Source organism: Acidovorax lacteus (genome assembly GCF_039540375.1).
Lineage (GTDB): Bacteria > Pseudomonadota > Gammaproteobacteria > Burkholderiales > Burkholderiaceae_C > Acidovorax_G > Acidovorax_G lacteus.
Window position 1 is genome coordinate 460,986 of record NZ_BAABEX010000007.1, and the last position, 25,016, is coordinate 486,001.

Annotated in this window: 27 protein-coding genes; 12 read left to right on the plus strand and 15 right to left on the minus strand. The window is 67.7% G+C overall.

Features of this window, described 5'->3' with window-relative positions; translation table 11 throughout:
• The first annotated feature begins 132 nt into the window (after window positions 1-132).
• The 4 genes from ABD866_RS05495 to mmsB all read left to right on the plus strand — a co-directional run bounded on the left by ABD866_RS05495 (window position 133) and on the right by mmsB (window position 3,318).
• Complete coding sequence (locus ABD866_RS05495; protein ID WP_345061960.1) at window positions 133-555, plus strand: lysozyme inhibitor LprI family protein; 423 nt, start codon at window positions 133-135, stop codon at window positions 553-555.
• Between the two features lie 42 nt (window positions 556-597).
• Window positions 598-1,758, plus strand: a complete 1,161-nt coding sequence (locus ABD866_RS05500) for an acyl-CoA dehydrogenase family protein (protein ID WP_345061962.1) — start codon at window positions 598-600, stop codon at window positions 1,756-1,758.
• A gap of 95 nt (window positions 1,759-1,853) precedes the next feature.
• Window positions 1,854-2,273 (plus strand): TfoX/Sxy family protein, encoded by a 420-nt coding sequence (locus tag ABD866_RS05505; protein ID WP_345061964.1) that lies wholly within the window; start codon window positions 1,854-1,856, stop codon window positions 2,271-2,273.
• 148 nt (window positions 2,274-2,421) lie between these two features.
• Entirely contained in the window at window positions 2,422-3,318 is an 897-nt protein-coding gene (gene mmsB, locus ABD866_RS05510; RefSeq protein ID WP_345061966.1) for a 3-hydroxyisobutyrate dehydrogenase, read from the plus strand.
• 72 nt (window positions 3,319-3,390) lie between these two features.
• Here mmsB and ABD866_RS05515 read toward each other — a convergent pair whose 3' ends face one another.
• The 12 genes from ABD866_RS05515 to icd all read right to left on the minus strand — a co-directional run bounded on the left by ABD866_RS05515 (window position 3,391) and on the right by icd (window position 16,842).
• A complete protein-coding gene (locus tag ABD866_RS05515) occupies window positions 3,391-3,783 on the minus strand; it encodes a RidA family protein (protein ID WP_345061968.1) in 393 nt (130 codons plus the stop codon).
• Between the two features lie 65 nt (window positions 3,784-3,848).
• Window positions 3,849-4,580, minus strand: coding sequence for an ABC transporter ATP-binding protein (locus tag ABD866_RS05520; RefSeq protein WP_345061969.1), 732 nt, complete (start codon window positions 4,578-4,580; stop codon window positions 3,849-3,851).
• Window positions 4,577-5,356: an ABC transporter ATP-binding protein gene (locus tag ABD866_RS05525; protein ID WP_345061971.1), complete on the minus strand. Its 780-nt coding sequence runs from the start codon at window positions 5,354-5,356 to the stop codon at window positions 4,577-4,579. The genes ABD866_RS05520 and ABD866_RS05525 overlap by 4 nt, the downstream gene beginning before the upstream one ends.
• A 3-nt stretch (window positions 5,357-5,359) precedes the next feature.
• Window positions 5,360-6,289 carry a branched-chain amino acid ABC transporter permease gene (locus ABD866_RS05530; RefSeq protein WP_345062495.1) on the minus strand — a complete coding sequence of 310 codons (930 nt, stop codon included), beginning with the start codon at window positions 6,287-6,289 and terminating at the stop codon, window positions 5,360-5,362.
• Window positions 6,290-6,475: 186 nt separating this feature from the next.
• Complete coding sequence (locus ABD866_RS05535; protein ID WP_345061973.1) at window positions 6,476-7,393, minus strand: branched-chain amino acid ABC transporter permease; 918 nt, start codon at window positions 7,391-7,393, stop codon at window positions 6,476-6,478.
• A 27-nt stretch (window positions 7,394-7,420) separates the two neighbouring features.
• Entirely contained in the window at window positions 7,421-8,623 is a 1,203-nt protein-coding gene (locus ABD866_RS05540) for an ABC transporter substrate-binding protein (RefSeq protein ID WP_425549543.1), read from the minus strand.
• A 73-nt stretch (window positions 8,624-8,696) separates the two neighbouring features.
• Window positions 8,697-10,343, minus strand: coding sequence for an AMP-binding protein (locus ABD866_RS05545; RefSeq protein ID WP_345061975.1), 1,647 nt, complete (start codon window positions 10,341-10,343; stop codon window positions 8,697-8,699).
• 39 nt (window positions 10,344-10,382) lie between these two features.
• On the minus strand, window positions 10,383-11,558 hold the full coding sequence (locus ABD866_RS05550; RefSeq protein ID WP_345061977.1) for an acyl-CoA dehydrogenase family protein: 1,176 nt from the start codon (window positions 11,556-11,558) through the stop codon (window positions 10,383-10,385).
• Window position 11,559: 1 nt separating this feature from the next.
• Window positions 11,560-12,414: an enoyl-CoA hydratase family protein gene (locus ABD866_RS05555; RefSeq protein WP_345061979.1), complete on the minus strand. Its 855-nt coding sequence runs from the start codon at window positions 12,412-12,414 to the stop codon at window positions 11,560-11,562.
• Window positions 12,407-12,979 (minus strand): MarR family winged helix-turn-helix transcriptional regulator, encoded by a 573-nt coding sequence (locus ABD866_RS05560; protein WP_345061981.1) that lies wholly within the window; start codon window positions 12,977-12,979, stop codon window positions 12,407-12,409. Before ABD866_RS05560 ends, ABD866_RS05555 begins: the two co-directional genes overlap by 8 nt.
• Before the next feature lie 15 nt (window positions 12,980-12,994).
• Entirely contained in the window at window positions 12,995-15,325 is a 2,331-nt protein-coding gene (locus ABD866_RS05565) for a bifunctional salicylyl-CoA 5-hydroxylase/oxidoreductase (RefSeq protein WP_345061983.1), read from the minus strand.
• Window positions 15,326-15,582: 257 nt separating this feature from the next.
• Window positions 15,583-16,842, minus strand: a complete 1,260-nt coding sequence (icd, locus tag ABD866_RS05570) for an NADP-dependent isocitrate dehydrogenase (protein WP_345061985.1) — start codon at window positions 16,840-16,842, stop codon at window positions 15,583-15,585.
• Window positions 16,843-17,042: 200 nt separating this feature from the next.
• On the opposite strand from icd, the gene ABD866_RS05575 reads away from it, so the two are divergent.
• Both ABD866_RS05575 and ABD866_RS05580 read left to right on the plus strand, forming a co-directional pair.
• A complete protein-coding gene (locus tag ABD866_RS05575; RefSeq protein ID WP_345061987.1) occupies window positions 17,043-17,264 on the plus strand; it encodes a hypothetical protein in 222 nt (73 codons plus the stop codon).
• Window positions 17,265-17,395: 131 nt separating this feature from the next.
• Window positions 17,396-17,917, plus strand: coding sequence for a DUF192 domain-containing protein (locus ABD866_RS05580; protein ID WP_345061989.1), 522 nt, complete (start codon window positions 17,396-17,398; stop codon window positions 17,915-17,917).
• 86 nt (window positions 17,918-18,003) lie between these two features.
• On the opposite strand, the gene ABD866_RS05585 is transcribed toward ABD866_RS05580, so the two are convergent.
• Window positions 18,004-18,585 (minus strand): superoxide dismutase, encoded by a 582-nt coding sequence (locus ABD866_RS05585; RefSeq protein WP_345061991.1) that lies wholly within the window; start codon window positions 18,583-18,585, stop codon window positions 18,004-18,006.
• Window positions 18,586-18,749: 164 nt separating this feature from the next.
• Window positions 18,750-20,081, minus strand: a complete 1,332-nt coding sequence (gene xseA, locus ABD866_RS05590) for an exodeoxyribonuclease VII large subunit (protein ID WP_345061993.1) — start codon at window positions 20,079-20,081, stop codon at window positions 18,750-18,752.
• A 373-nt stretch (window positions 20,082-20,454) separates the two neighbouring features.
• Here xseA and ABD866_RS05595 point away from each other — a divergent pair, with 373 nt between their 5' ends.
• The 6 genes from ABD866_RS05595 (at window position 20,455) to adk (ending at window position 24,413) form a co-directional block, all read left to right on the plus strand.
• Window positions 20,455-21,093 (plus strand): MotA/TolQ/ExbB proton channel family protein, encoded by a 639-nt coding sequence (locus tag ABD866_RS05595; RefSeq protein WP_345061995.1) that lies wholly within the window; start codon window positions 20,455-20,457, stop codon window positions 21,091-21,093.
• A 30-nt stretch (window positions 21,094-21,123) separates the two neighbouring features.
• Window positions 21,124-21,558: an ExbD/TolR family protein gene (locus tag ABD866_RS05600; RefSeq protein ID WP_345061997.1), complete on the plus strand. Its 435-nt coding sequence runs from the start codon at window positions 21,124-21,126 to the stop codon at window positions 21,556-21,558.
• Window positions 21,559-21,580: 22 nt separating this feature from the next.
• On the plus strand, window positions 21,581-22,615 hold the full coding sequence (gene lpxK / locus ABD866_RS05605; protein ID WP_345061999.1) for a tetraacyldisaccharide 4'-kinase: 1,035 nt from the start codon (window positions 21,581-21,583) through the stop codon (window positions 22,613-22,615).
• A gap of 28 nt (window positions 22,616-22,643) precedes the next feature.
• Window positions 22,644-22,826, plus strand: a complete 183-nt coding sequence (locus ABD866_RS05610; protein ID WP_345062001.1) for a Trm112 family protein — start codon at window positions 22,644-22,646, stop codon at window positions 22,824-22,826.
• Between the two features lie 29 nt (window positions 22,827-22,855).
• Window positions 22,856-23,602 (plus strand): 3-deoxy-manno-octulosonate cytidylyltransferase, encoded by a 747-nt coding sequence (gene kdsB / locus ABD866_RS05615; RefSeq protein ID WP_425549544.1) that lies wholly within the window; start codon window positions 22,856-22,858, stop codon window positions 23,600-23,602.
• A 154-nt stretch (window positions 23,603-23,756) separates the two neighbouring features.
• A complete protein-coding gene (gene adk / locus ABD866_RS05620) occupies window positions 23,757-24,413 on the plus strand; it encodes an adenylate kinase (protein WP_345062005.1) in 657 nt (218 codons plus the stop codon).
• Window positions 24,414-24,518: 105 nt separating this feature from the next.
• Here adk and ABD866_RS05625 read toward each other — a convergent pair whose 3' ends face one another.
• Window positions 24,519-24,986 (minus strand): DUF6152 family protein, encoded by a 468-nt coding sequence (locus tag ABD866_RS05625; protein WP_345062007.1) that lies wholly within the window; start codon window positions 24,984-24,986, stop codon window positions 24,519-24,521.
• Window positions 24,987-25,016: the final 30 nt, after the last annotated feature.

Here is a 25,016-nt window from a genome sequence, read left to right on the forward strand (position 1 = left end):
GGTTCAGCCTGAAGGCCTGGAGGGCTCTGGTGGCCAGCGCTGCGCTGCCCTGCCCGGCCATGCCTTCTGGCACCCCGACCGGGAACTTCGCGTCATCCCCAGCACCGGCTGGGCTGGTGTCCAATGCAGGCCATGCAACCCTCTCGCACCCACGTCACTGCGGCAGCCTGGGCGGCTGCGGCCTTGCTGCTCTGCGGCGGCACGGTGCCGCTTCAGCACGCACACGCCCAGGCCGGTGCGGCCTGCAACCCGGCCGGCACGGTGGCCGAGACCAACGCCTGCGCGGTGCAGGCCTTCCAGGCGGCCGACACCACCATTCAGATCCTCTACGAAGACGTGATGCGCGCCCTGTCGGCCCACGAGCGACCGCAACTGCGCCAGGAGCACAGCGCCTGGCGGCGCGAGCGCACGGCCCTGTGCAAACGCGAGACACAGGCGCGCGAAACGCAACCCGATGGCCCGCGCCTGTTCCACGAATGCCTCACGCGCGTGACCCAGCAACGCCGCGCCGGGCTGCTGCGCTGGCTCAGTGCCGACAGCCCGGCCAGGCCCTGAAATCCTTCACATCCGAAGCCAACCTGCCCACGAGACACCGCCATGGACTTTGAGCTGACCGAAGAACAACGCGCCTTTGCCCAGACCGCGCGCGATTTTGCCCAGGCAGAACTGGCACCCCATGCCGCGCACTGGGACGCCGAAGGCATCTTTCCGCGCGACGCGATTGCCAAGGCCGGCACGCTGGGCTTTTGCGGCCTGTACGCGCCCGAGGCCGCTGGCGGCCTCGCCCTGCCCCGGCTGGACGCCACGCTGGTGTTCGAAGAGATGGCCGCGGTGGACCCGTCCACCACGGCCTTTATCACCATCCACAACATGGCCACCTGGATGCTCGGCACCTGGGCGCAGCCCGCCGTGCGCGACCACTGGGGCCCACTGCTCACCAGCGGCGAAAAGCTGGCCAGCTATTGCCTGACGGAGCCTGGGGCAGGCTCGGACGCTGCCTCGCTCAAGACCCGCGCCGAATTGGTGGGCCACGAATACGTTATCAACGGCAGCAAGGCCTTCATCAGCGGCGCGGGCAGCACCGACGTGCTGGTGCTCATGGCCCGCACGGGCGACGCCGGGGCGGCCGGCATCAGCGCTTTTGTGGTGCCGGCCGACACGCCGGGCATCAGCTACGGCAAAAAAGAACACAAGATGGGCTGGAACAGCCAGCCCACGCGCACCATCAGCTTCGACAACGTGCGCATCCCGGCGCAGAACCTGCTGGGCCAAGAAGGCGAAGGCTTCAAGATCGCGATGAAGGGGCTGGACGGCGGACGCATCAACATCGCCACCTGCTCGGTGGGCGCGGCGCAGGGTGCGCTGGCACAAGCGCAGCAGTACATGCAAGACCGCAAGCAGTTCGGCAAAAGCATTGCGAGCTTCCAGGCGCTGCAGTTCAAGCTGGCCGACATGGCCACCGAACTGGTGGCCGCGCGGCAGATGGTGCGGCTGGCTGCCAGCAAGCTCGACGCCGGTGCGCGCGACGCCACCACCTACTGCGCCATGGCCAAGCGCTTTGCGACCGATGTGGGCTTCACCGTGGTGAACGAGGCGCTGCAGTTGCACGGTGGCTACGGCTACATCCGCGAATACCCGCTCGAGCGCCTGCTGCGCGACGCGCGCGTGCACCAGATCCTCGAAGGCACGAACGAGATCATGCGCGTGATCATTGCGCGCCGCATGCTCGACGGCGATGCGCCCGAGGCAATCCGCTGAGCCCGCCGTCGCAGGCACGATGACCACCGTACGCGCTATGACATTGATAGCGGCTTGTGCTTGTTGCTGAAGCACGAGCCGCCAAATCCGTTCCGATGCCCGCACGCCCCCTGTCCGACGAGACGCAGCAGCTGATCCAAGCGGTGCGTGCCGCGCTGGCAGACCGCAGCGATGTGGACGAGCGCCCGCTGTTCGGCTGCTGGGCCTTCTTTGTGGACGGCAAGCTGTGCGTGGGCGTCAAGCGCGACGAGCTGCTGGTGCGCCTGCCGCCCGAGCGGCACCGCGAGTTCCAGGAGATGCAAAACACCCGCGAGCTGTCGCCCGGCGGCGGCATGCAGGGCTACTTCTGGGTGGAGCCCAATGGCTATGCGAGCGCGGCGCAGTGGCGCCGGTGGCTGGACGAAGCACTGGCCTACAACCCGCGGGCCAAGGCCTCGCCACGGCGCAAGCGCGCAGCCGCGCCCGCGGCGCACACGGGTGCCGCGCGGCCCAGCCTCTTTGAGGACGATGGCTGACGGCCACCCGACCGACTTCAAGGCCAAATCGGCCCGATAACCAGAAAAATCAAGCACAAGCAGCTCATCTTTTGATAGCAAACCACCAGATCCTTTTCCACGGGACCTTTTTCTTTTCCACTCGACAACGACCACAAGGAGAACCCTCATGAAAATCGCATTCATCGGCCTGGGCAACATGGGCGGCCCGATGGCCCTGAACCTGCACAAGGCGGGCCACGAGGTGCTGGCCTTTGACCTGTCGAAGGCCGCGTGCGACAAGGTGGCCGAGGGCGGCGTGCGCATTGGTGGCGACGCCAACGCCACGGTGCAAGGCGCCGAGGTGGTCATCAGCATGCTGCCCGCCAGCCAGCATGTGGAGGCGCTGTTCCTGGGCACGGGCCAGGCCAAGGGCCTGCTGGCCTGCCTGCCTGCCGGTACGCTGGTGATCGACTGCTCGACGATTGCCGCCGCCAGCGCCCGCAAGGTGGCCGAGGCCGCCAAGGCCCAGCAGATCGACTTCATCGACGCCCCCGTCTCGGGCGGCACGGGCGGCGCGATTGCGGGCACGCTGACCTTCATGGTGGGTGGCGACGCCGCCGTGCTGGAGCGCGCGCGCCCGGTGCTCGAAAAGATGGGGGCCAACATCTTCCACGCCGGCAGCGTGGGCGCGGGGCAGACGGCCAAGATCTGCAACAACATGCTGCTGGGCATCCTCATGGCGGGCACCAGCGAGGCCATTGCCCTGGGCGTGGCCAACGGGCTCGACCCCAAGGTGCTCAGCGAGATCATGCGCCGCAGTTCGGGCGGCAACTGGGCGCTGGAGAAGTACAACCCCTTCCCCGGCGTGATGGAGACCGCCCCGGCCAGCAAGGGCTACGCGGGTGGCTTTGGCACCGACCTGATGCTCAAGGACCTGGGCCTGGCGCAGGAGAACGCCACCGCTGTGAAGGCCGCCACGCCGCTGGGCGGGCTGGCGCGCAGCCTGTATGCCGCGCACAGCCTGGGGGGCCACGGCGGGCTGGATTTCTCCAGCATCCTGCAGATGTTCCACAAGGCGCGCTGAGCGCCAGCCGGGCGGGCGGCCTGCGCAGGCCGCCCTCCTGCCACGGCCCCGCAGACGGCAGGGCCGGGCCGATCAGTCCGGCACCACGGCCGTGACTTCAATCTCCACCTTGGCCCGGTCTTCCACCAGGGCCGAGACCTCCACCGCCGTCATGGCCGCGTTGAAGCTGCCGATCAGCTCGCGGAAATGGCGACCAATCTCGGGGTAGGCGGCAACGTATTCGCGCTTGTCGGTCACGTACCAGGTCATGCGCACGATGTGCTCGGGCCGGGCCCCGCCTTCGCGGAGCACCTCCACAATGTTTTGCAGCGCCTGGCGCACCTGGCCGGCCAGGTCGTCGGTGTGGAACACGCCTTGCGCGTCCCAGCCGATCATGCCAGCCACAAACACCATGCGGCCGCGCGCGGTCACGCCATTGGCATAGCCGCGCGGGCGGGGCCAGCCGGGGGGAAGCAGGGTCTGCATGGAATTCTCCTCGTGCGGGGGGATGGGGTCCGGGGCTTGGGGCCTGGCGACACTGGTGATGGGCCCTAGACCCCGATATAGCGCTCCCACAGCGCCGGGTCGTGCGCGAGTGCGGACGAGTCGCCCTGCCACACCACGCGGCCACGCTCGATCAACGTGTGGTGGGTGGCCAGCGGCAGCAGGCGGCGCACATATTTGTCGATCACCAGAATCGTCTGGCCCTGGGCGCGCAGCGCCTCCAGGCAGCGCCAGATCTCTTCACGGATCAGCGGGGCCAGGCCCTCGGTGGCTTCGTCCAGGATCAGCAGGTAGGGGTTGGTCATCAGCGCGCGGCCAATGGCCAGCATCTGCTGCTCGCCGCCCGACAGCTGGTTGCCCATGTTGCGCTGGCGCTCGGCCAGGCGCGGAAACAGCGCAAACACGCGCTCCAGCGTCCACGGCTCGGGGTGGGCATTGCGCCGCGCGGCAAACGCGACCAGGTTTTCAGTGACCGAGAGGTTGGGGAAAATCTGCCGCCCCTCGGGCACCACGGCCAGGCCCATGCGCGCAATGCGGTCGGGCGCGAGCTGGTCGATGCGCTCGCCGCGAAAGCGCACCGCCCCGCCCTGCGCGCGCGTAAGGCCCAGCACCGATCGCACCGTGGTGGTCTTGCCCATGCCGTTGCGGCCCAGCAGCGTGGCCACCTCACCCGCCCCCACGCGCAGCGACAGGCCAAACAGCACCTGGCTGCGGCCGTAGGCGGTTTCGATGGCATCGACTTCGAGCAATGCTTCGCGCGGGTGGTGTGCAGTGCTCATGCCGCGGCCTCCTCGTGTTCGTCGCCCAGGTAGGCCTTGCGCACGGCAGCGTCCTGGCGGATGGCGTCGGGCGTGCCCGTGGCAATCACGCGGCCCGACACCAGGGCCGAGATGCGGTCGGCCAGGCGGAACACGGCGTCCATGTCGTGCTCCACCAGCAGCAGCGTGGTTTCGCCGCGCAGGCTGGCCAGCAACTCGACCATGCGGTGCGATTCGTCGGGGCCCATGCCGGCCATGGGCTCGTCCAGCAGCAGCAGGCGCGGGCGCAGGGCAAGGGCCAGGCCCACTTCCAGTTGGCGCTGCTCGCCATGCGACAAGGCTCCGGCCGTGCGCTGCAGCACCGCGCCCAGGCCCACGCGCTCGGCCACAGCGGCGGCCTCGGCGTAGCGCGCGCGCTCGGCCCGCGCGGGCTGCCAGAAGCGCAGGCTGCTGCCGCTTCGCGCCTGCACGGCCAGCGCCAGGTTGTCGAGCACCGGCAGGCGCAGGAACACGCTGGTGATCTGGTACGAGCGCACCAGCCCGTGGTGCACGCGCTGGTGCATGGGTTGGTGGGTGATGTCCTGCCCTGCAAAGGCGATGTGGCCCGATGTGGGGGCCACGGTGCCCGAGAGCTGGTGGATCAACGTCGTTTTGCCCGCGCCGTTGGGGCCGATCAGGGCATGGATCTCGCCGCTGCGCACGGACAGGTCGGCGTGGTCGGTGGCCAGCAGGCCGCCATAGCGCTTGACGAGCTGGCGCACCACCAGCAGGTCGTCAGGGGTTGGAGTGGTCTGCATGCTTCAGCCCTTGCGCAACGCCCAGCGCCGGCCCAGGCTCAGCAACCCGTTGGGCGCGACCAGCACCACCAACAGCAGCAAGGCCCCGAGGCCAAACTGCCAGTGGATGGTGTAGGCCACCAGCACTTCTTCGATCAGCAGGAACGCGGCTGCGCCCACCAGCCCGCCGTACAAGTGCCCCACCCCGCCCAGGATGCACATGACCATGAGCATGCCGGACTGGCTCCATTGCATGAGCGAGGGGCTCACAAACCCGCCCTGATTGGCCAGCAGTGCCCCGGCCAGGCCCGCCAACGCCCCCGCCAGCGTGAAGGCGGCGAGCTTGACCCGCATCACCGGAAAACCGAGCGCATGCATGCGCTGCTCGTTTTCGCGGACGCCTTGCAGCACATGGCCAAAGCGTGCATTCAGCAAGCGCTGCACCGCCACGAAGGCCAGCGCAAACACCGCCAGCACGACGTAATAGAACTGCGTGTCGTTGGAAAGGTCCAGCCCCAGACCCAGGTGCGAGCGCGAGGGCAGCGACAGCCCGTCCTCGCCGCCATAGGCCTTGAGCGACACCATCAAATAAAACAGCATCTGCGCAAAGGCCAGCGTGATCATGATGAAGTACACACCCTGCGTGCGCAGGCTGATCGCGCCGATCACCAGCGCAAACAGCCCCGCCACCAGCATGGCCGCCGGCCAGGCCACCCAGCCCGACACCACGCCCGACTGCATGAGGATGCCCACCGTGTAGGCCCCCAGGCCCACGAACGCCGCATGGCCAAAGCTGACCATGCCGCCAAAGCCCAGGATCAGGTTGAGGCTGGTGGCCGCCAGTGCAAACACCAGCACCCGGCTGGCCACGCCGATGTAAAAGCCCTCGCCCAAGGCCAGCGCAACGGGTGGCACCAGCAGCAAGGCCAGCAGCAGCGGCAGTGCGACGGCCATGCGCAGCGGATGGTCGAGCAGGCTGGTGGTGGCAGGGGTGCGGGTGGCGGTGCCGCTTGCAGGCGCCGCCGCAGGGGGCGATGCGTTCATGCCGGTAGGAGCACCAGCCGAGGTGCCAGAAGAGGTGCCAGGGTGCATGGAAGAGGCCCGGGTCGGTCGCTGTGCGGTGGTGGGGTGGCCAGTGGCTCAGTGCGCCGGGAAGAGCCCCTTGGGCTTCCAAAACAGCACCGCGGCCATGAGCACATAAATGAGGATGGAGGCCACGGCCGGCCCGGCGTTGGCCGCGGCCTCGGGGCCCAGCAGGCGGCCAAACCACAGCGGAATGAAGGTGCGCCCGGCCGTATCGACCACGCCCACCAGCAGCGCACCCAGCAACGCCCCGCGGATGGAGCCAATGCCGCCGATGACGATCACCACGAAAGCCAGGATCAAGATGCTTTCGCCCATGCCCACCTGCACCGCGAGCAGCGGGCCCAACATGCCACCAGCCACCGCACACAGCGCAGCGCCCACCGCAAACACCGCCGTGAACAGGCGGCGCACGTTGGTGCCCATGGCCAGCGCCATCTCGCGGTTGGAGGCCCCGGCCCGCACCTGCATGCCCACGCGGGTGCGCGTAACCAGCAGGTACAAGAGCAAGGCCACCGCAAGGCCCACGCCGATGATGAACAGGCGATAGGCCGGGTAGGTGAAGCCGGGCAGCAGTTCCACCGGGCCGGCGAGCGCGGGCGGCGGATTCAGTGCCAGCGGCTGTGCGCCCCAGACCATGCGCACGCCCTCGTTGGCCATGAGCAGGATGGCAAAAGTGCCCAGCACCTGCGAGAGGTGGTCGCGCTCATAGAGGCGCCGGAGCACGGTGAGCTCCAGCAGCACGCCCACCGCGGCCGTGGCCGCAATGCCCACGCCCAGCCCCACCCAGAACGATCCCGAGGCCGCAGCCACGCTCGCGATCAGGTAGGCCCCGACCATGTAGAGCGAGCCGTGGGCGAGGTTGATCATGTCCATGATGCCGAACACGAGCGTGAGCCCAGCGGCCAGCAGGAACAGCATCAGGCCGAACTGCAGGCCGTTGAGGGCCTGTTCGAGCAGGAGGATGGCGGTCATGCGCAGGCGCTTTCGGTGGTCGCTGCCTCAGGCCGGCATCTTGCACTCGGCGGCGTAGGCGTCGCCGTGGTTCTTGAACACCGTGCCCACCGTGCGGTTGGTAATGCGGCCCTGCGAGTCCTTGGAAATCACGCGCAGGTAGTAGTTCTGGATCGGGAACTGGTTGGTGTTGAACTTGAAGCCGCCGCGCACCGACTCGAAGCGCGCCGCCTTGAGGGCCTTGCGCACCGCATCCTTGTCGTCGAGCTTGCCCTTGGCGTCGCGCACTGCGGCGTCGATCAGGCGCGCAGCGTCGTAGCCCTGCGACGCATACAGCGTGGGCATGCGGCCGAACTCCTTCTGGAAGTCGGCCACGAAACGGCGGTTGGCGGCGTTGTCCAGGTCGTGCGACCACTGGGAGGTGTTGAACATGCCGAGCATCGAATCCCCCACGGCGCGGATCACGTCCTCGTCGCCCGAGAAGCCTGGGCCGTAGAGCGTCATGTCCTTGGACAGGCCCGCGCCCACAAACTGCTTGATGAAGTTCACGCCCAGGCCGCCAGGCAAGAAGATGTACACCGCATCGGCGCCCGAGGCGCGCATCTTCGACAGCTCGGCGCCGTAGTCGAGCTGGTTCAGCGGCGTGTACATCTCCAGTGCGATCTCGCCCTTGAAGTAGCGCTTGAAGCCGGCCAGCGCATCCTTGCCCGCCGGGTAGTTGGGCGCCAGCAGGGCCACCTTCTTCGCGCCCTTGTCCTGCACGGTCTGGCCTGCGGCCTCGTGCTGGTTGTCGTTCTGGTACGAGGCGCTGAAGAAGTAGGGGTTGCACTGTGCCCCAGCGTACTGCGAGGGGCCGGCATTGGCGCTGATGTAGAAGGTCTTGGACTGGAACACCGGCTGGCCCACGGCCAACATGATGTTGGAGAAGACCACGCCGGTCATGAAGTCCACGCGGTCCCGCTTGATCATGCGGTCGGCCGTCTGCTTGGCCGCATCGGGGCTTTGCTGGTCGTCGGCCACGATGACCTCGGCCGGCAGCCCGCCGAGCTTGCCGCCGCTGTGCTTCACGGCCAACTGGAAGCCGTCGCGGATGTCGATGCCCAGCGCAGCGCCGGGGCCCGACAGCGTGCTCAGCAGGCCCACCTTCACCTTGTCGGCGGCGTGGGCGGGCATGGCTGCCAGGCTGGCAGCCAGGGCGCAGGCCGTGAAGGCCAGGCCCAGGGGGCGGTGAACGGTGGCAAGGTGGCGCATAGGGGGTCTCCTCAAGGGGCTGGGCGGTGATGGGGCGGGCGCAGCGTCGCCCGGCACGCGAGTGTAGGGCGACTCATCCGGGTTTTGCGGCCATGTTGCCCTCGTGCAGCGCATGCAGCCGAAAACGCTGGAGTTTGCCGGTGGCCGTGCGCGGCAACTGGGCGATGAAGCTCACGGCCCGCGGGTACTTGTAAGGCGCGACGGTCTGCTTCACAAAGGTCTGCAGCGTCAGCACCATGGCTTCGTCGCCCGACTCGCCCGGCTTGAGCACCACGAAGGCCTTGACGATCTGGCCGCGCTCCTCGTCGGGCACGCCGATGACAGCGCATTCGGCCACCGCCGGGTGGGCCAGCAAGGCGTTCTCCACCTCGGGCGCGGCAATGTTGTAGCCGGCTGAGACGATCATGTCGTCGGTGCGCGCCTGGTAGAAAAAGTAGCCGTCAGCGTCCATCACATAGGCATCGCCGGTGAGGTTCCAGCCGTTTTGCACGTACTGGGTTTGTCGCGGATCGGCCAGGTAGCGGCAGCCCGTGGGTCCCTGCACGGCCAGCCTCCCGACCTGGCCCGGGGGCAGGTCGCGGCCTTCGGCATCCACCACTTTGGCGCGGTAGCCCGGCACGGCGCGCCCGGTGGCACCGGCGCGCACTGAAGCTTCGTCGTGCGAGATGAAGATGTGCAGCAGCTCGGTGGCGCCAATGCCGTCGATGATCTCGATGCCCGTAGCGTCCTTCCACAGCGCGCGCGTGGCCGCGGGCAGCGCCTCGCCGGCCGACACGCACTTGCGCAGCCGTGTGCCGCGCAGCAGCGCCCCCTGCGGCGCAAGCGCACGGTAGGTGGTGGGCGCGGTGAACATCACCGTGGCGCCAAAGGACTGCACGGCATCGAGCAGCAGCGGCGGGCTGGCTTTTTCGAGCAGCACACTGCTGGCCCCCACATGCATGGGAAACAGCACCAGCCCGCCCAGCCCGAACGTGAAGCCGATCGGCGGGCTGCCGATGAACACGTCGCCCGCCTGCGGGCGCAGCACATGCTCAGGCCAGCAGCGGCAAATGGCCATCACGTCGCGGTGGAAGTGCATGGTGGCCTTGGGTACGCCCGTGGTGCCCGAGGTAAAGCCCAGCAGGCAGGTGTCGGTGGCGGCCGTGTCCACGTTGTCAAAGTGCGATGGGTGCGCCTGCATGGCAGGTTCCAGCGCCTCGGCCGCGCCCGGTGCGCTGCCCCAGGTGCGCACCGCGCGCAGCCAGGGCGACTGCGCGCGCGCCAGGTCCAGCTCTTCGGCCAGCGCGGCATCGCACAGCACGTGGCTGATCTGGGCAATGTCGAGGATGGCCACCAGTTCCTTGGCGCGCAGCAGCGGCATGGTGGCCACGGCAATGCCGCCGGCCTTGACCACGGCAAACCAGCAAGCCACCAGCATGGGGTTGTTGGGCGCGCGCAGCAGCACGCGGTTGCCCGGCACCAGGCCCATGTCGTGCACCAGCACCCGCGCAATGCGGTTGGCCTGCGCCAGTAACTCGGCGTATGTCCATGTCAGGCCCGGCGCGTGCAGGCAGGGCCGGTCGCCCCAGCCGCGGGCGACGGCCTGGTCGAGCAGTTCGGTTGCACAGTTCAGCCGCTCGGGAAACTGCAGCCCAGGCAGGTCGAAGTGGTAGGCGGGCTGCTGCGACGCCGGCGGCAGGCGCTGCTCGGCAAAGCGGTCGACATGGGCGCTGTAGGGCATGGGACCTCCGGCGTGGGCGTAGGGTCGAACGGGCGGGCGTCAGGCCACCGGGTCGCGCAACAGCTCGCGCGCAATGATGAGCTGCTGCACCTCGGTAGCCCCTTCGTAGATGCGCAGCGCGCGGATTTCGCGGTACAGCGACTCGACCACCTGCCCGCGTGTCACGCCCAGGCCGCCCCAGAGCTGCACGGCACCGTCGATGACTTGCTGGGCGGTCTCGGTGGCCGTCATCTTGGCCATGGCGGCCTCGCGCGTCACGCCCCGACCCTGGTCGCGCTGCCAGGCCGCGCGGTAGGTGAGCAAGGCCGCCGCGTCGATGCCCGTGGCCATCTGCGCCAGGCGTGCCTGCGTGAGCTGCAGGTCGGCCAGGTGGCCATCGAACAGCCTGCGGCTGCGGGCGCGTGCCAGCGCCTCGTGCAGCGCGCGCCGCGCAAACCCGAGCGCTGCAGCCGCCACCGACGTGCGGAACACATCCAGCGTGCGCATCGCGATCTTGAAGCCCTCGCCCGGCGCGCCCAGCACCTGCGAGCGCGGCACCCGGCACCCGGCAAAGCGCAGGCGTGCCAGCGGGTGCGGGGCCACCACCTCGATGCGCTCGGCAATCTGAAGCCCCGGCGTGGTGGCGTCCACCACCACCGCGGTGATGCCCTTGGCCCCGCGTGTGGCGCCCTCGGGCGCACCGTCGCCCGAGCGCACAAACACCACGTAGAAGTCGGCAATGCCGCCGTTGGAGATCCAGGTCTTTTCGCCGTCGATCACCAGCGCATCGCCCTCCCAGCGCCCCTGGCAGGCCATGGCGGCGACGTCAGACCCGGCCTCGGGCTCCGACAGCGCAAACGCGGCAATCGCCTGCCCCGCGGCCACGCGCGGCAGGTAGTGCGCGCGCTGTGCGGCATTGCCCGCCAGGCTGATGGCACCAGACCCCAGGCCCTGCATGGCAAACGCAAAGTCGGCCAAGCCGTTGTGCCAGGCCAGCGTCTCGCGGATCAGGCACAGCGCGCGGGTGTCGAGCACGGCGCCCGCGCCATCGCCCGCCACCGCGTGCTGCAGCCAGCCCCCGGCGCCCAGCTGGGCCACGAGCTGGCGGCAGGCGGCGTCCACATCGGACGCCTCGCCATGCGGCAGGTGCGCATGGGCCCAGGCGTCCAGCGCTGTGGCCAACGCAGCGTGGCGTGGCTCAAAAAACGGCCACTGCAGGCAGTCGGGTGCGGGCATCTCAGTTCCCCTCAAAACGCGGGCGCTGCCGCGCCACAAAAGCGTCGTACGCGCGGCGGAAGTCTTCAGTGAGCATGCACAGGGCCTGGGCCTGGGCCTCGGCTTCGAGCGCCTGGTCCAGCGTCATGGCCCATTCCTGGTGCAGCATGGTCTTGGTCATGCCGTGGGCAAAGCTCGGTCCGGCGGCCAGTTCGGCCGCCAGTGCCTGGGCGTCGGCCAGCAGCGCCTCGGGCTCGCACAGGCGGTTGAAGAAGCCCCAGCGCTCAGCCTCTTCGCCGCCCAGCGCCCGTCCGGTGTACAGCCATTCGCTGGCCCGCCCCTGCCCCACGATGCGCGGCAGCATGGCGCAGGCCCCCATGTCGCAGCCCGCCAGGCCCACGCGGTTGAACAAAAAAGCCGTGCGGCTGCGCGCCGTGCCCAGGCGCAGGTCGCTGGCCATGGCCAAAATAGCCCCGGCACCGGCACACACGCCATCCACCGCGGCCACCACGGGCTGCGGGCACAGGCGCAGCGCCTTGACCACGGCACCGGTCATGCGGGTGAAGGCCAGCAGCTCCGGGGCCTTGAGGCGCAGCAGCGGGCCGATGATTTCGTGCACGTCGCCGCCCGAACAGAAGTTGCCGCCCGCCCCCGTGAGCACCAGCGCGCGCACATCAGGAGCCCATTGCAGCGCGTGCAGCAGGTCGCGCAGCTCGGCATAGCTGTCGAAGGTCAGCGGGTTCTTGCGCTCGGGCCGAGCGAGCGTGATGGTGGCCACACCGGCGTCGACCGCCCAGCCAAAGTGCCGGGCCTGGTAGCCTGCCATAGGGCGCGCGGTGCCAGCGGCCAGGGCGGGGTCGATGCGGGGTTCAGTCATGGGCAGATCCTTCAACGGGATGGGAGGCAGGCGTGTCGGCCAGTTGGGCAAGGTGGATACGCAGGCGGCCGAGCTGGTCGTACAGCGCCTGCTTGTCGGGCAGCGGCAGGCCGCCCAGCAGTTCGGCCAGCCAACGTTCGTGCTCGGCGGCCATCAGCGCAAACTCGGCCCGGCCGCGCTCGGTGAGCATCACGCGCAGCGAGCGGCGGTCCTGCGGGTCGGGCAGGCGCTCGACCCAGCCGTCTTTGACGAGCTGATCGGTCAGGCCCGTGACGTTGCCGCCCGTGACCATGAGATAGCGCGACAGCACGTTCATGCGCAACCCTTCGGGGTGCCGGTCGAGCTGGGCCAGGTAGTCAAATCGCGGCAGCGTGGTGCCAAAACGCGTACGCAGGCGCTGGCGGATCTGCTGCTCGATCTGGGTGCTGCAGGCCAACAGGCGCAGCCAGATGCGCGTGTCGAGGTGGTCGCCCGCCTGGGCGCGGGCCTCCAGGCCGATCTGGTGGTCGCCCAGCGCATCGGGGGTGGGTGGCAGGTTCAACGCAGCATGCATACGTTCAGGCATCCAGACCATCCCTGCTCACTGGCCAGCGCCCTGCGCCTTCTCGCGCGCAAACAGCGATTCGAGCTGCGGCTTGGCCGAGCGGTAGGTGCGCGGCCAGGCGACGGCCGTGTAGCCGATGCGCGCGGCCTCGGTCAGCGTCCAGGCCGGGTTGGCCAGGTGAGGGCGGCCTACGGCACACAGGTCAGCCCGGCCGGCGGCCAGGATGCTGTTGGCATGGTCGGCCTCGCTGATCGCGCCCACGGCCATGGTGGCAATGCCGGCCTCTTGCCGCACCCGGTCGGCAAACGGGGTCTGGTACATACGCCCATAGGTGGGCTTCTGGCCCGGATGCACCTGGCCCGACGACACGTCGATCAGGTCGGCCCCGGCATCTTTGAAGGCGCGTGCAATCTCTACCGCGTCGGCCGGTGTGGTGCCACCGTCCACCCAGTCGTGCGCCGAAATGCGCACCGACATGGGCCGCCCGGCAGGCCAGGCGGCGCGCATGGCGCGGCACACTTCAAGGGGGTAACGCAGCCGCCCAGCCAGCGAGCCGCCGTATTCGTCGCTGCGGTGGTTGGTGAGCGCCGAGATGAAGCTCGACAGCAGGTAGCCGTGGGCGCAGTGCAGTTCGAGCCAGTCAAAGCCCGCGGAGGCGGCGCGGTGCGTGGCCGCCACGAAGTCGTCGCGCACCCGGTCCATGTCGGCGCGGTCCATGGCGCGCGGCACGGCACCATGCGGCAGATAGGGCTGGGCGCTGGCCGCCAGCAACGGCCAACCGCCCTGCTCCAAGGGCTGGTCCATACCCGGGCCCGACCAGGGCGCGTGCGTCGCGCCCTTGGGGCCCGCATGGCCCAGTTGCACGCCGATGTGCGCATCGGTCTGCGTGTGCACCCAGTCCACGATGCGCCGCCAGGCCTGGGCCTGCGCTTCGTTCCACAGCCCCGGGCACTGCGGTGTGATGCGGGCGTCGGCGCTCGGGCAGGTCATCTCGGCCATCACCAGCGCGGCACCGCCCTGGGCCCGCGCGCCCAGGTGCACGAGGTGGTAGTCGCCCACCATGCCGTCTTCGGCCGCGTACTGCGCCATGGGCGATACGACGATGCGGTTCTTGAGCGTGAGCTGACGCAGGCGAAACGGGGTGAACATGGGCGGTGGCGGCGTGGCGCCCTCGGCCACCGGCACCCCGGCGCGGCGAGCGAACCAGCGCTCGTAGCCTTCGAGCCAGGCGCGGTCTCGCAGGCGCAGGTTTTCGTGGCTGATGCGCTGGCTGCGCGTGAGCATCGAGTACATGAACTGCTCGGGCTCGAAGGCGTCGCAGTAGCGCTGGCCGCAGACCTCGAACCATTCCATCGCGTTCCAGGCCGCATTCTGAATGCGCAGGGTCTCGACGCGGCGCTCTTCCTGGTAGGCAGCCAGCACCTCGGGCAGACGGTCGGGCGTGTCGCCCAGGCGCTGGAACTGCCGCGTGAGCGCCATCGCATCCTCGATCGCGAGCTTGGTGCCCGAACCGATCGCAAAGTGCGCGGTGTGCACCGCGTCGCCCATGAGCACCACATGCGCGCCATGGCGATTGCGCAGCCACCACTGCTCGCAGGTCACGCGCTGGAAGTTCAGCCAGGCCGAGCCGCGCAGGTGGCGCGCGTTGGTCATGAGCGCTGCGCCCTGCAGGTTGTCGGCAAACACGCGTTCACAGAATGCGATCGAGGCCTGCTGGTCGGCCTGATCGAGCCCGTGGGCCCGCCACACGGCCTCAGGACACTCGACAATGAAGGTGGTCGTGTTCTCGTCGAACTTGTAGATGTGCGCCTGGAACCAGCCGTGCTCGGTGCGCTGGAAGTCGAAGGTGAACGCGTCGTAGAGCTTGTGGGTGCCCAGCCAGATGTACCGGTTGGGCCGGGTCACGATGTCGGGGCGGAACACCTCGGCGTGCTGGCTGCGCACGCGTGAATGGATGCCGTCGCAGGCGATCACAAGATCGGCATCGGGATAATCGTCGTCGGAACCCGCCTCGGTCTCGAACACCAGGTGCACGCCCAGACGCTCGCAGCGCGCCTGCAGGATGTTGAGCAGCTTCTTGCGCCCGATGCCCACAAAGCCGTGCCCGCCCGAGCGCACCGTGCGGCCCTTGAAGCGCAGTTCGATGTCGTCCCAGTGGTTGAAGGCCTGCTGCACCTCGTTGGCCGTCTCCAAGTCCCAGGTGCGCATGTGGTCCATGGTCGCGTCGGAAAACACCACGCCCCAGCCGAAGGTGTCGTAGGGCTTGTTGCGCTCGACCACGGTGATGTCGTGCACCGGGTTGTGCTGCTTCATCAACAGCGCAAAGTACAGCCCCGCTGGCCCACCTCCGATGCACACAATCTTCATGGACTGCCCTCCTGGCGCCCGCTCAACGCAGCAGGCTTGGGCAGTCAATTTAAGTCTATATAGTTGAGGTGTCAATTAAATGGCTGCGCTTGCAAGCTCCAGACAAACCCGCATCGCGCCGCAGGCTCTTCGGTGCAAACGCTATTATTTCAATAGCAAACCACTGAGCACAGACAAGCACAAGCCATAAAAAAAACCCGCAAGCCTTTCGGCCTGCGGGTCGCATGTGGGCAGCGCGCGCAGGGCGCGCAGCGGCATCACATGTTGTCGATCATCACCTGGCCAAAGCCCGAGCAGCTGACCTGGGTCGCGCCTTCCATCAGGCGGGCGAAGTCGTAGGTCACCTTCTTGCTCTGGATGGACTTTTCCATCGAGCTGATGATCAGATCGGCGGCTTCGGTCCAGCCCATGTGGCGCAGCATCATCTCGGCCGACAGGATTTCGGAACCAGGGTTCACGTAGTCCTTGCCAGCGTACTTGGGGGCCGTGCCGTGCGTGGCTTCGAACATGGCGACCGAATCCGACAGGTTGGCGCCGGGGGCGATGCCAATGCCGCCCACCTGGGCTGCCAGTGCGTCAGACACGTAGTCGCCGTTGAGGTTCAGCGTGGCGATCACGCTGTACTCGGCCGGGCGCAGCAGGATCTGCTGCAGGAAGGCGTCGGCAATGCTGTCCTTGATGGTGATTTCCTTGCCGGTCTTCGGATTCTTGAACTTCATCCACGGACCGCCGTCGATCAGCTCGGCACCGAATTCCTTGGCGGCCAGGGCGTAGCCCCAGTCACGGAAGCCACCTTCGGTGAACTTCATGATGTTGCCCTTGTGCACCAGGGTCACGCTGGGCTTGTCGTTGTCGATCGCGTACTGGATGGCCTTGCGCACCAGGCGCTCGGTGCCTTCGCGCGACACGGGCTTGACGCCGATGCCCGAGGTCTCGGGGAAGCGGATCTTCTTGACGCCGAACTCTTCCTGCAGGATCTTGATGAGCTTCTTGGCCTTTTCCGATTCGGCTTCGAATTCGATACCGGCGTAGATGTCTTCCGAGTTCTCGCGGAAGATCACCATGTTGGTCTTTTCGGGTTCCTTGACCGGCGAGGGCACGCCCTTGAAGTACTGGATGGGACGCAGGCAAACGTACAGGTCAAGCTCCTGGCGCAGGGCCACGTTCAGCGAACGGATGCCACCGCCCACGGGCGTGGTCAGCGGGCCCTTGATCGAAACGACGTAGTCGCGCACGGCGTGCAGCGTTTCTTCGGGCAGCCAGACATCGGGGCCGTACACCTTGGTCGACTTCTCGCCGGCGTACACCTCCATCCAGTGGATCTTGCGCTTGCCGCCGTAGGCCTTGGCCACGGCTGCGTCCACCACCTTGAGCATCACTGGCGTGATGTCAAAGCCCGTGCCGTCCCCTTCGATGTAGGGAATGATGGGCTGGTCAGGCACGTTCAAGGACATGTCGGCATTGACGGTGATCTTCTGGCCTTCGGCGGGCACCTTGATGTGCTGGTAGGTGGTCATGTAACGGGGTCTCCGATGGAAAACCAGGGTTGGAAGCCCTGGCGGGTTAGGCAAAACACTCTAAACAAACCTTCCGATTCTACTGACAAAAGCGCGTGCGCCTTTTGCACCACAGGCACCGTTGGCAGACCGTCAGGAAGCGTTACCATGCCCCCGCAACCTTTGGGGTTGTTTGTTTCATCTTCGAGGAATCAGTACACATGAAAGCACTACTCGCTGCACTGATGGCCGGTCTGTTCGCCGTGGGCGCGAGCGCCCAGGTCACGACACCGCACCGTGCCCACGCGCCCAAGGTCGTCAAGGCCAAGTCTTCGCACAGCCTGGGCGCCAAGGCTGTGTCCTCCCACAAGGTCTCGGCCCAGACCGCCAAAAAGACCACCAAGGCCAAGAAGAGCAAAAAGCGCACGGCCCGCAAGGCCTGAGCTCCGCTGCCCCCCAACAAAGCCCGCCCAGTGCGGGCTTTTTTACGCGTACCCGCAGCCACCCGTACTGCCACAGCGCCGCGCGCAAGGCCTGCACAATGGCGGCTTCGACACCGCCTCGCCTTTGTCACATGCACAGCGCACCGCCCCTGACCGTACCCTCGCCCGCTCCGTACCGCCCCCTGCGCGACCGCCCCGCTGCCCTGTGGCGGCAGTTCGTTTGTGCCGCCGTGGCAACTTTGGCCGTGGGCGCGGCCTCGGCCCAGGAGGGGCCACAGCTGAACCTGCCGCGTGTCGAGCTCACCGCCGGCATGCACCGCATTGACGCGCAACTGGCCCAGACGCGCGAGCAGCGCCAGATCGGGCTCATGCACCGCAAGGAGATGCAGCAGCACGAAGGCATGCTGTTCGTGTTCGAGCAACCGGCGGTGCAATGCTTCTGGATGAAGAACACGCTGCTGCCGTTGACGGCGGCCTTCGTGCAGGACGACGGCACCATCGTGAACCTGGCCGACATGAAGCCGCAGACGCTGGACTCGCACTGCTCGGCCAAGCCCGTGCGCTATGTGCTCGAGATGAACCAGGGCTGGTTTGAGCGCAAGGGCATCCGCGCGGGCGCGCGGCTGGCGGGCGGGCCTTTCGGCCGCCGCTGAGGCGGGTGCGCCCATGAGAAAGGCCCCTCTCGGGGCCTTTTGTCTGGATGGCGGTGGTCGCCATCCTGCTTCGCACGGACGGTCTGTCAGGCGAAGTTAGCTTCCGCGAACTTCCAGTTCACCAGCTTGTCGAGGAAGGTCTCGACGAACTTGGGACGCAGGTTGCGGTAGTCGATGTAGTAAGCGTGTTCCCACACGTCCACCGTGAGCAGCGCCTTGTCGGCCGTGGTCAGGGGCGTGCCGGCTGCGCCGGTGTTGACGATGTCCACCGAGCCGTCGGCCTTCTTCACCAGCCAGGTCCAGCCGGAGCCAAAGTTGCCCACGGCGCTCTTCACAAACGCTTCGCGGAAGGCGGCGTAGCTGCCCCACTTGGCGTTGATGGCGGCCGCCAGCGCGCCCGTGGGCTCGCCACCGCCATTGGGGGCCATGCAGTTCCAGAAGAAGGTGTGGTTCCAGATCTGGGCTGCGTTGTTGTAGATGCCGCCGCTGCTCTTCTTGATGATCTCTTCGAGCGTCATCGACTCGAACTCGGTGCCCTTTTGCAGGTTGTTGAGGTTCACCACGTAGGCGTTGTGGTGCTTGCCGTGGTGGTACTCCAGCGTCTCCTGGCTGTAATGGGGGGCCAGCGCGTCAATCGCATAGGGCAGCGGGGGCAGGGTGTGTTCCATGGTTTTCCTCGTGGTGTGAAACAAAGGGGACTTGCGGCGGGTCTGCGCGTGGTCTGCAGGGCGGTCCGCAGCGGCCCGGCACGCCGGCATTGTAGGAACAACCCGCATACCCTGCAGACCGGTGCGGTCGGTCGCGGCGGCATGCCGCACTGCGCCGTCTCGCGCTACAGCAACCGCGGGTGCGTCACCGTGAGGTCGAGCGCGCCGTCGGCCAGTTGGGCCCGAAGTCCCTGCCCCACGCGCACCCCGGCGGCCTGCGTCACCGGCCGCCCTTCGGCATCCGACAGCAGGGCGTAGCCGCGCTCCAACACGCGCTGCGGACTCAGCATCTCCAACCGCACCGCCTGCTCGGCCAGCCGCTGTTCGTCGCGCTGCAGGCGCTCGCGCAGCGCCTGCGCCAGCTCGCGCGAAGTGCCTTGCAGCCGCTGTTGCTGCCGCTCGATCTGCAGGCGCGCCTGGTGCTGCAGCCGGTCGCCCCAGCGCTGCAGCGTGCGCGCTTCCTCGCCCATGCGGGCCGACGGACGACCCAGGCGGGCAGCCAACCAGTCCACCTGCTGCGCTCCGGCGTCCAGTCGGCGCAGCGCTGCCTGCTGCAGCCGCTCTTCAAGCAACTGCAGCGCGCCAAGCCACACCTCGCGCGGGGCCGACACCAATTCGGCCGCCGCGGTGGGCGTGGGGGCCCGCACGTCGGCGCAGAAGTCGGCAATCGTGAAATCGGTCTCGTGCCCCACGCCGCTGACCATGGGCACCGGGCTTTGCACCACGGCACGCGCCACCGCTTCGTCGTTGAAGGCCCAAAGGTCCTCGATGGAACCGCCGCCGCGCACCAGCAGGATCACATCCACCGCCGGGTTCTTAGCCAAATCGGCTGCTTGTGCTTGCCCCGCCTCGATACGTTGATACAACTTTGATAGCGCCGCCACGATGGACGCCGGTGCCGCTGCCCCCTGCACCAGGGCGGGCACCAGCGTCACAGGAATGTGCGGCACCCGTCGGCGAAGCGCGGTCACCACATCGTGCAAGGCCGCCGCGCCGGGCGAGGTGACCAGACCGATGCCCCGCGGCCTGAGCGACAGCGGTCGCTTGCGGGCAGCGTCGAACAGGCCCTCGGCCTCCAGTTGCGCCTTCAGGCGCAAAAACTGCTCAAACAAGGCGCCCTGCCCGGCCCGACGCATGCCTTCGACGATGAACTGCAGGTCGCCGCGCGCCTCGTACACGCCCAGGCGGCCGCGCAGCTCCACCAGCTCACCGTCGCGCGGATTGAAGTCGAGCAACGAGGCCGCACGGCGAAACATGGCACACCGCAACTGGCCCTGGCTGTCCTTGATGGAAAAGTAGCAGTGCCCGCTCGCCGCACGCGAGAAGCCGGAAATCTCGCCCTGCACTGCCACGGGGTTGAAGCGCGATTCCAACGCATCGGCAATGGCTCGGCACAGCGCGCCCACAGCCCATACACGGGGCGCAGGCGCGCCCAACTCCAGCCCAGGGGCGGTCATCGCGCGCTCCAGGCGCCGGGCATACCGCCTGGGGCGCGGTGCGCGCGTCCGCCAGTACTCCACAGCGGTGCGGCAGCGGAGGCGTCCACCCCACGTGGCATGCCACACCCCGCAAAAGCGCAATCCATCGTGCAAGTCATTGATTTATATGGTTTTTTTGGTGCGCAATTTTTGATCATTTTGTTGCCGCCGTGAATTGGCGCGGGCTGCAGCGCGACAGCCCCGGGTTTCCCACAAAGTTATCCACAGGATCTGTGGGCCGGGCGCCAGGCATGGAACGGGGTGTTGCAAGCCCCACGCAGACGCGTGGGCGGCCCGTGCTGGCTGGGCCATAATCCCGCCTGCCCAAGACACTTCTGAGCGGAGAGAACCCTTGCTGTCCATCATACAAGCCGCCGGCTGGCCCATCTGGCCCCTGATCGCGTGCTCCATCGTTGCACTGGCGCTGATCGTGGAACGCTTCATCTCCCTCAAGACCGCCCGCGTGGCACCGCCCCGTCTGCTGGATGAAGCCATGACCGTTTCGGCCAAGACCCTGCCGCCTCCCGATGTGGTGAACCAGCTGGCCCAAAATTCGGCGCTAGGCGAGGTGCTGGCCAGCGGCCTGCGCACGCTGCTGGTGAACCCGCAGGCCAGCGAAGCCGATCTGCGCGCGGCCATGGAGGGCACGGGCCGTGCGGTGGCGCACCGGCTCGAGCGTTACCTGAGCGCGCTGGCCACCATCGCCTCGGCCGCCCCGCTCTTAGGCCTGCTGGGCACCGTGATCGGCATGATCGAGATTTTTGGCGCCCAGGTGAGCACCGGCGGGCTCAACCAGGCCATCAGCGGCAACCCCGGCCAACTCGCCCACGGCATTTCGATTGCGCTCTACAACACCGCCTTCGGGCTGATCGTGGCGATCCCGGCGCTAATCTTCTGGCGCTACTTCCGCAGCCGCGTGGACGCCTACCTGCTCACGCTCGAACTGGCCTCCGAGCGCTTTGTGCGCCACATCCTGCGCCTGCGCCGCTGAGGCGCACCCGCACCGCACGAGCGAGCTGCCATGAACTTTCGCCCCCGCACCCAGGAAGAACCCGAGATCAATCTGATCCCGTTCATCGACGTGCTGCTGGTCATCCTGATTTTTCTGGTGCTGACCACCACGTACAGCAAGTTCACCGAGATGCAGCTCACGCTGCCCGTGGCCGACGCAGCCGCCCAGCGCGACTATCCCAAGGAAATCGTGGTCACGGTGGCCGCTGACGGGCGTTACGCCGTCAACAAACAGCCGCTCGAAGGCCGGTCGGTGGACCTCGTGGCCGCAGCCCTGGCGCGCTCGGCCGCCGGACAAAAAGACAGCGTGCTGATCATCAGCGCAGACGCCATGGCCTCGCACCAGTCGGTGATCACGGTGATGGAAGCCGCCCGCCGCAGTGGCCTGGCCCAGATCACCTTTGCCACACAGTCTTCTGCCACAGGCCGCGCCGAGGTGCGCTGACCTTCGGGCAGCCGGTGCCCCTATGCACGACAGCGACCTCGCGGCGCAACGCCAGGCCTGGTGGCGCCGCCAGTGGCGCACGCGCACGGCGTGGGCGTGGCTGTTGCGGCCGGTGGCGGACCTGTATGGCGCGCTCGTGCGCCTGCGGCGTCTGGCCCATGCGCGGCAATGGCAACGCACCGAGTCCGCGGGCTGCCCGGTGATCGTGGTGGGCAACGTCACGGTGGGCGGGGCGGGCAAGACCCCGGTGACCATGGCACTCGTGCAGCAGCTGCGCACCCGCGGCTGGCATCCGGGCATCATCGGGCGCGGGTATGGCCGCACCACGCGTGGCGCAAGGTCGGTGGGGCCCGACAGCACCCCCGACGAGGTGGGCGACGAGCCGCTGCTGCTGCACCAGCGCACCGGCGCGCCCTGCGCGGTGGCCGAGCGGCGTATCGATGCCGCACGGATGCTGCTGGCACAGCCGAGCCCACCCAATCTGCTGGTGTGCGACGACGGCCTTCAACACCTGGCGCTGGCGCGCAACCTGGAAATCTGCGTCTTCAACGACGAGGGCGTGGGCAATGGCTGGCTGCTGCCGGCCGGCCCCTTGCGAGAACCCTGGCCCCGCCGGGTGGATGCCGTGCTGTACGCGGGCATGCTGCCGCCAATGCCCGCGGGCGTTCCAGCCTTTGCCTTGCACCGGCAGTTGTCGGCTGAAGGGATCAACGCCGCGGGTGAGCGCATTCCCATCGAGCGCCTTCGGGAACAGACCGTCCATGCCGTGGCCGCCATCGCACGCCCCGAAGATTTTTTCGGCATGCTGCGCGCAGAGGGGCTGACCTTGGCCTCGGCAGAGGCACGCCCAGACCATGCGCCCTACGCCGACTGGCAGCCACCCACGCAAGGCACCTGGATCGTCTGCACAGAAAAAGACGCCGCCAAAATCTGGAAGCACCGCCCGGACGCGGTAGCCATCCCGCTGGAAATGACCATCGAACCCGCTTTCTGGACCTGGCTGGATGCCCGCTGCAATGCATGGCCACATGCCAGTCGCCCACACCGCCCGATATGATGCGGAGCCTTTGCCTCCCACCGCCGCCATGGACCCGAAACTGCTTGAACTGCTCGTCTGCCCGGTTACCAAGGGCCCGCTGGTCTTGGACCGTGAACACCAGGAATTGATCTCCCGCAGTGCCCGTCTGGCCTATCCGGTGCGCGACGGCATTCCGGTGCTGCTCGAAAACGAGGCCCGCCCGCTGACAGACGAGGAACTTGAACAGTGAGTGGCTTTCGCGTCCTGATCCCTGCTCGCATGGCCTCCAGCAGGCTGCCCGGCAAGCCGCTGGCCGACATCGCGGGACTGCCCATGGTGGTGCGCGTGGCCCGTCAGGCAGAGCGCAGCGGCGCAACTGCGGTCACGGTGGCCGCCGACGACGAGCGCATTCTGCAGGCCTGTGCAGCGCATGGTGTGCATGCCATCGCCACCGCAGCCGACCACCCGAACGGCAGCGATCGGCTGGCCGAAGCCTGCACGCTGCTGGGCCTTGCAGACGACGCCATCGTGGTCAACGTGCAGGGCGACGAGCCCTTGATCGACCCTGCACTGATCCGGGCCGTGGCCTCGCTGCTGGAGCAGGACCCGGTAGCGGTCATGGGCACGGCGGCCCATCCGATCCACCGGCTGGCCGACTACCAGAGCCCCCATGTCGTCAAGGTCGTGCTGAATGCGCGCGGGCACGCCCAATACTTCAGCCGCGCGGCGATTCCGCATGTGCGCGACGCCCTGCCCCAGGCCGACACACAAGACGGCAGCCCCCACACCCCGTGCCCGCCCGATGCCCCTGCCCTGCGGCACATTGGCCTGTACAGCTACCGTGTCGGCTTTCTGCGCCGCTATCCGACACTCTCCCAGGCGCCCACCGAGCGGCTCGAATCGCTGGAGCAATTGCGTGTGCTCTGGCATGGCCATGCGATTGCAGTGCACACGACCTTACAGGCTCCTGGTGCAGGCGTGGACACGCCGGAAGACCTGGAACGCGTGCGCGCCCTGCTGGCCTGAGCACCGCTGCAGGTGTCGCCCGCGCGTAAGCGACCGCACGGGGATCGCGTGCTATCCTCGCCGCCGACCGCACAAGACACAAGAGCAAGCTACCCGGGTACACGCCTGTGCCGGTGCCGCTTTGCCAGCCGATTTCTAACCTTCGAGGACATCCATGAGACTCATCCTGCTTGGCGCCCCGGGCGCAGGAAAGGGCACGCAAGCCACGTTCATCTGCCAGAAATACGGCATCCCCCAGATCTCGACCGGCGATATGTTGCGCGCGGCGGTGAAGGCTGGCACTCCGCTGGGCCTGCAGGCCAAGGCGGTCATGGACTCGGGAGCTCTGGTCAGCGACGACATCATCATCGGACTGGTCAAAGAGCGCATCGCCCAGCCAGATTGCGCGCATGGCTTTCTGTTTGACGGCTTTCCCCGCACCATCCCACAGGCCGACGCGATGAAGGCGGCTGGCGTCAAGCTCGACTATGTGCTGGAAATCGACGTTCCGTTTGACGCCATCATCGAACGCATGAGCGGCCGCCGCTCGCACCCTGCCAGCGGCCGCACCTACCACGTAAAGTTCAATCCGCCCAAGGTGGAAGGCAAGGACGATGTGACCGGTGAAGACCTGATCCAGCGCGAAGACGACAAGGAAGAGACCGTGAAGAAGCGGCTCCAGGTCTACAGCGACCAAACACGCCCGCTGGTGGACTACTACCGCTCTTGGGCCGCGAGCGAACCGGCGTCTGCACCGCGCTATCGCGCCATCAGCGGCACCGGGAGCGTGGAGGAGATCACGCAACGCGCCCTGGCCGCACTCGCTTCTTGAACCCGGGCATCGCCTGAGTCACAACGGCGCCTTTGGGCGCCGTTTTTCATTCGAGCTTCACTACCAACAGTGCAGCAGCCGTTCGCACCGCGTTTGAGGATGCACTCAGGCCGGGCTGGACCGCAGCCCGATGGCCCGGCCGCCCACGAACAGGAACTCGGCCCGCAGCATCCGCTCTGCCGCACCGCGTTGGGTGAATCCGATCAGTTCCACCCGGGCACCGGCCGCCAGCGGCTCTAGTCCCCACGCCTGCAGACGCGTCAGAGGCGCGAGTTCCACCGTCCAGTCGCCGGCAGCCCCCTCTGGAACCCGCGCACGCTGCAGCAGCGCAGAGCCGTCCACCGGCGCTGTCTGGCGCGGCAACGACCTGCTGACCAAATCGGCGGGCTTTTGCAGGCCCGTGTCTACCCGCAACTGCAGTTCGGCATGCGGATTGGCCCAGCGCACCTGCTGCAACACCCCCGCCAAATACCATGGCCGCTCCAGGTCAAAGCTGCTCCAACCGTGGTGGGCCCAGGCACTGGCCGGTAACACCAGGCTGACCGTGCAAAAGTGACGTCGCTGAAGATCCATGGCGTGACTCCCCAAGGGCGTTGGAATCTC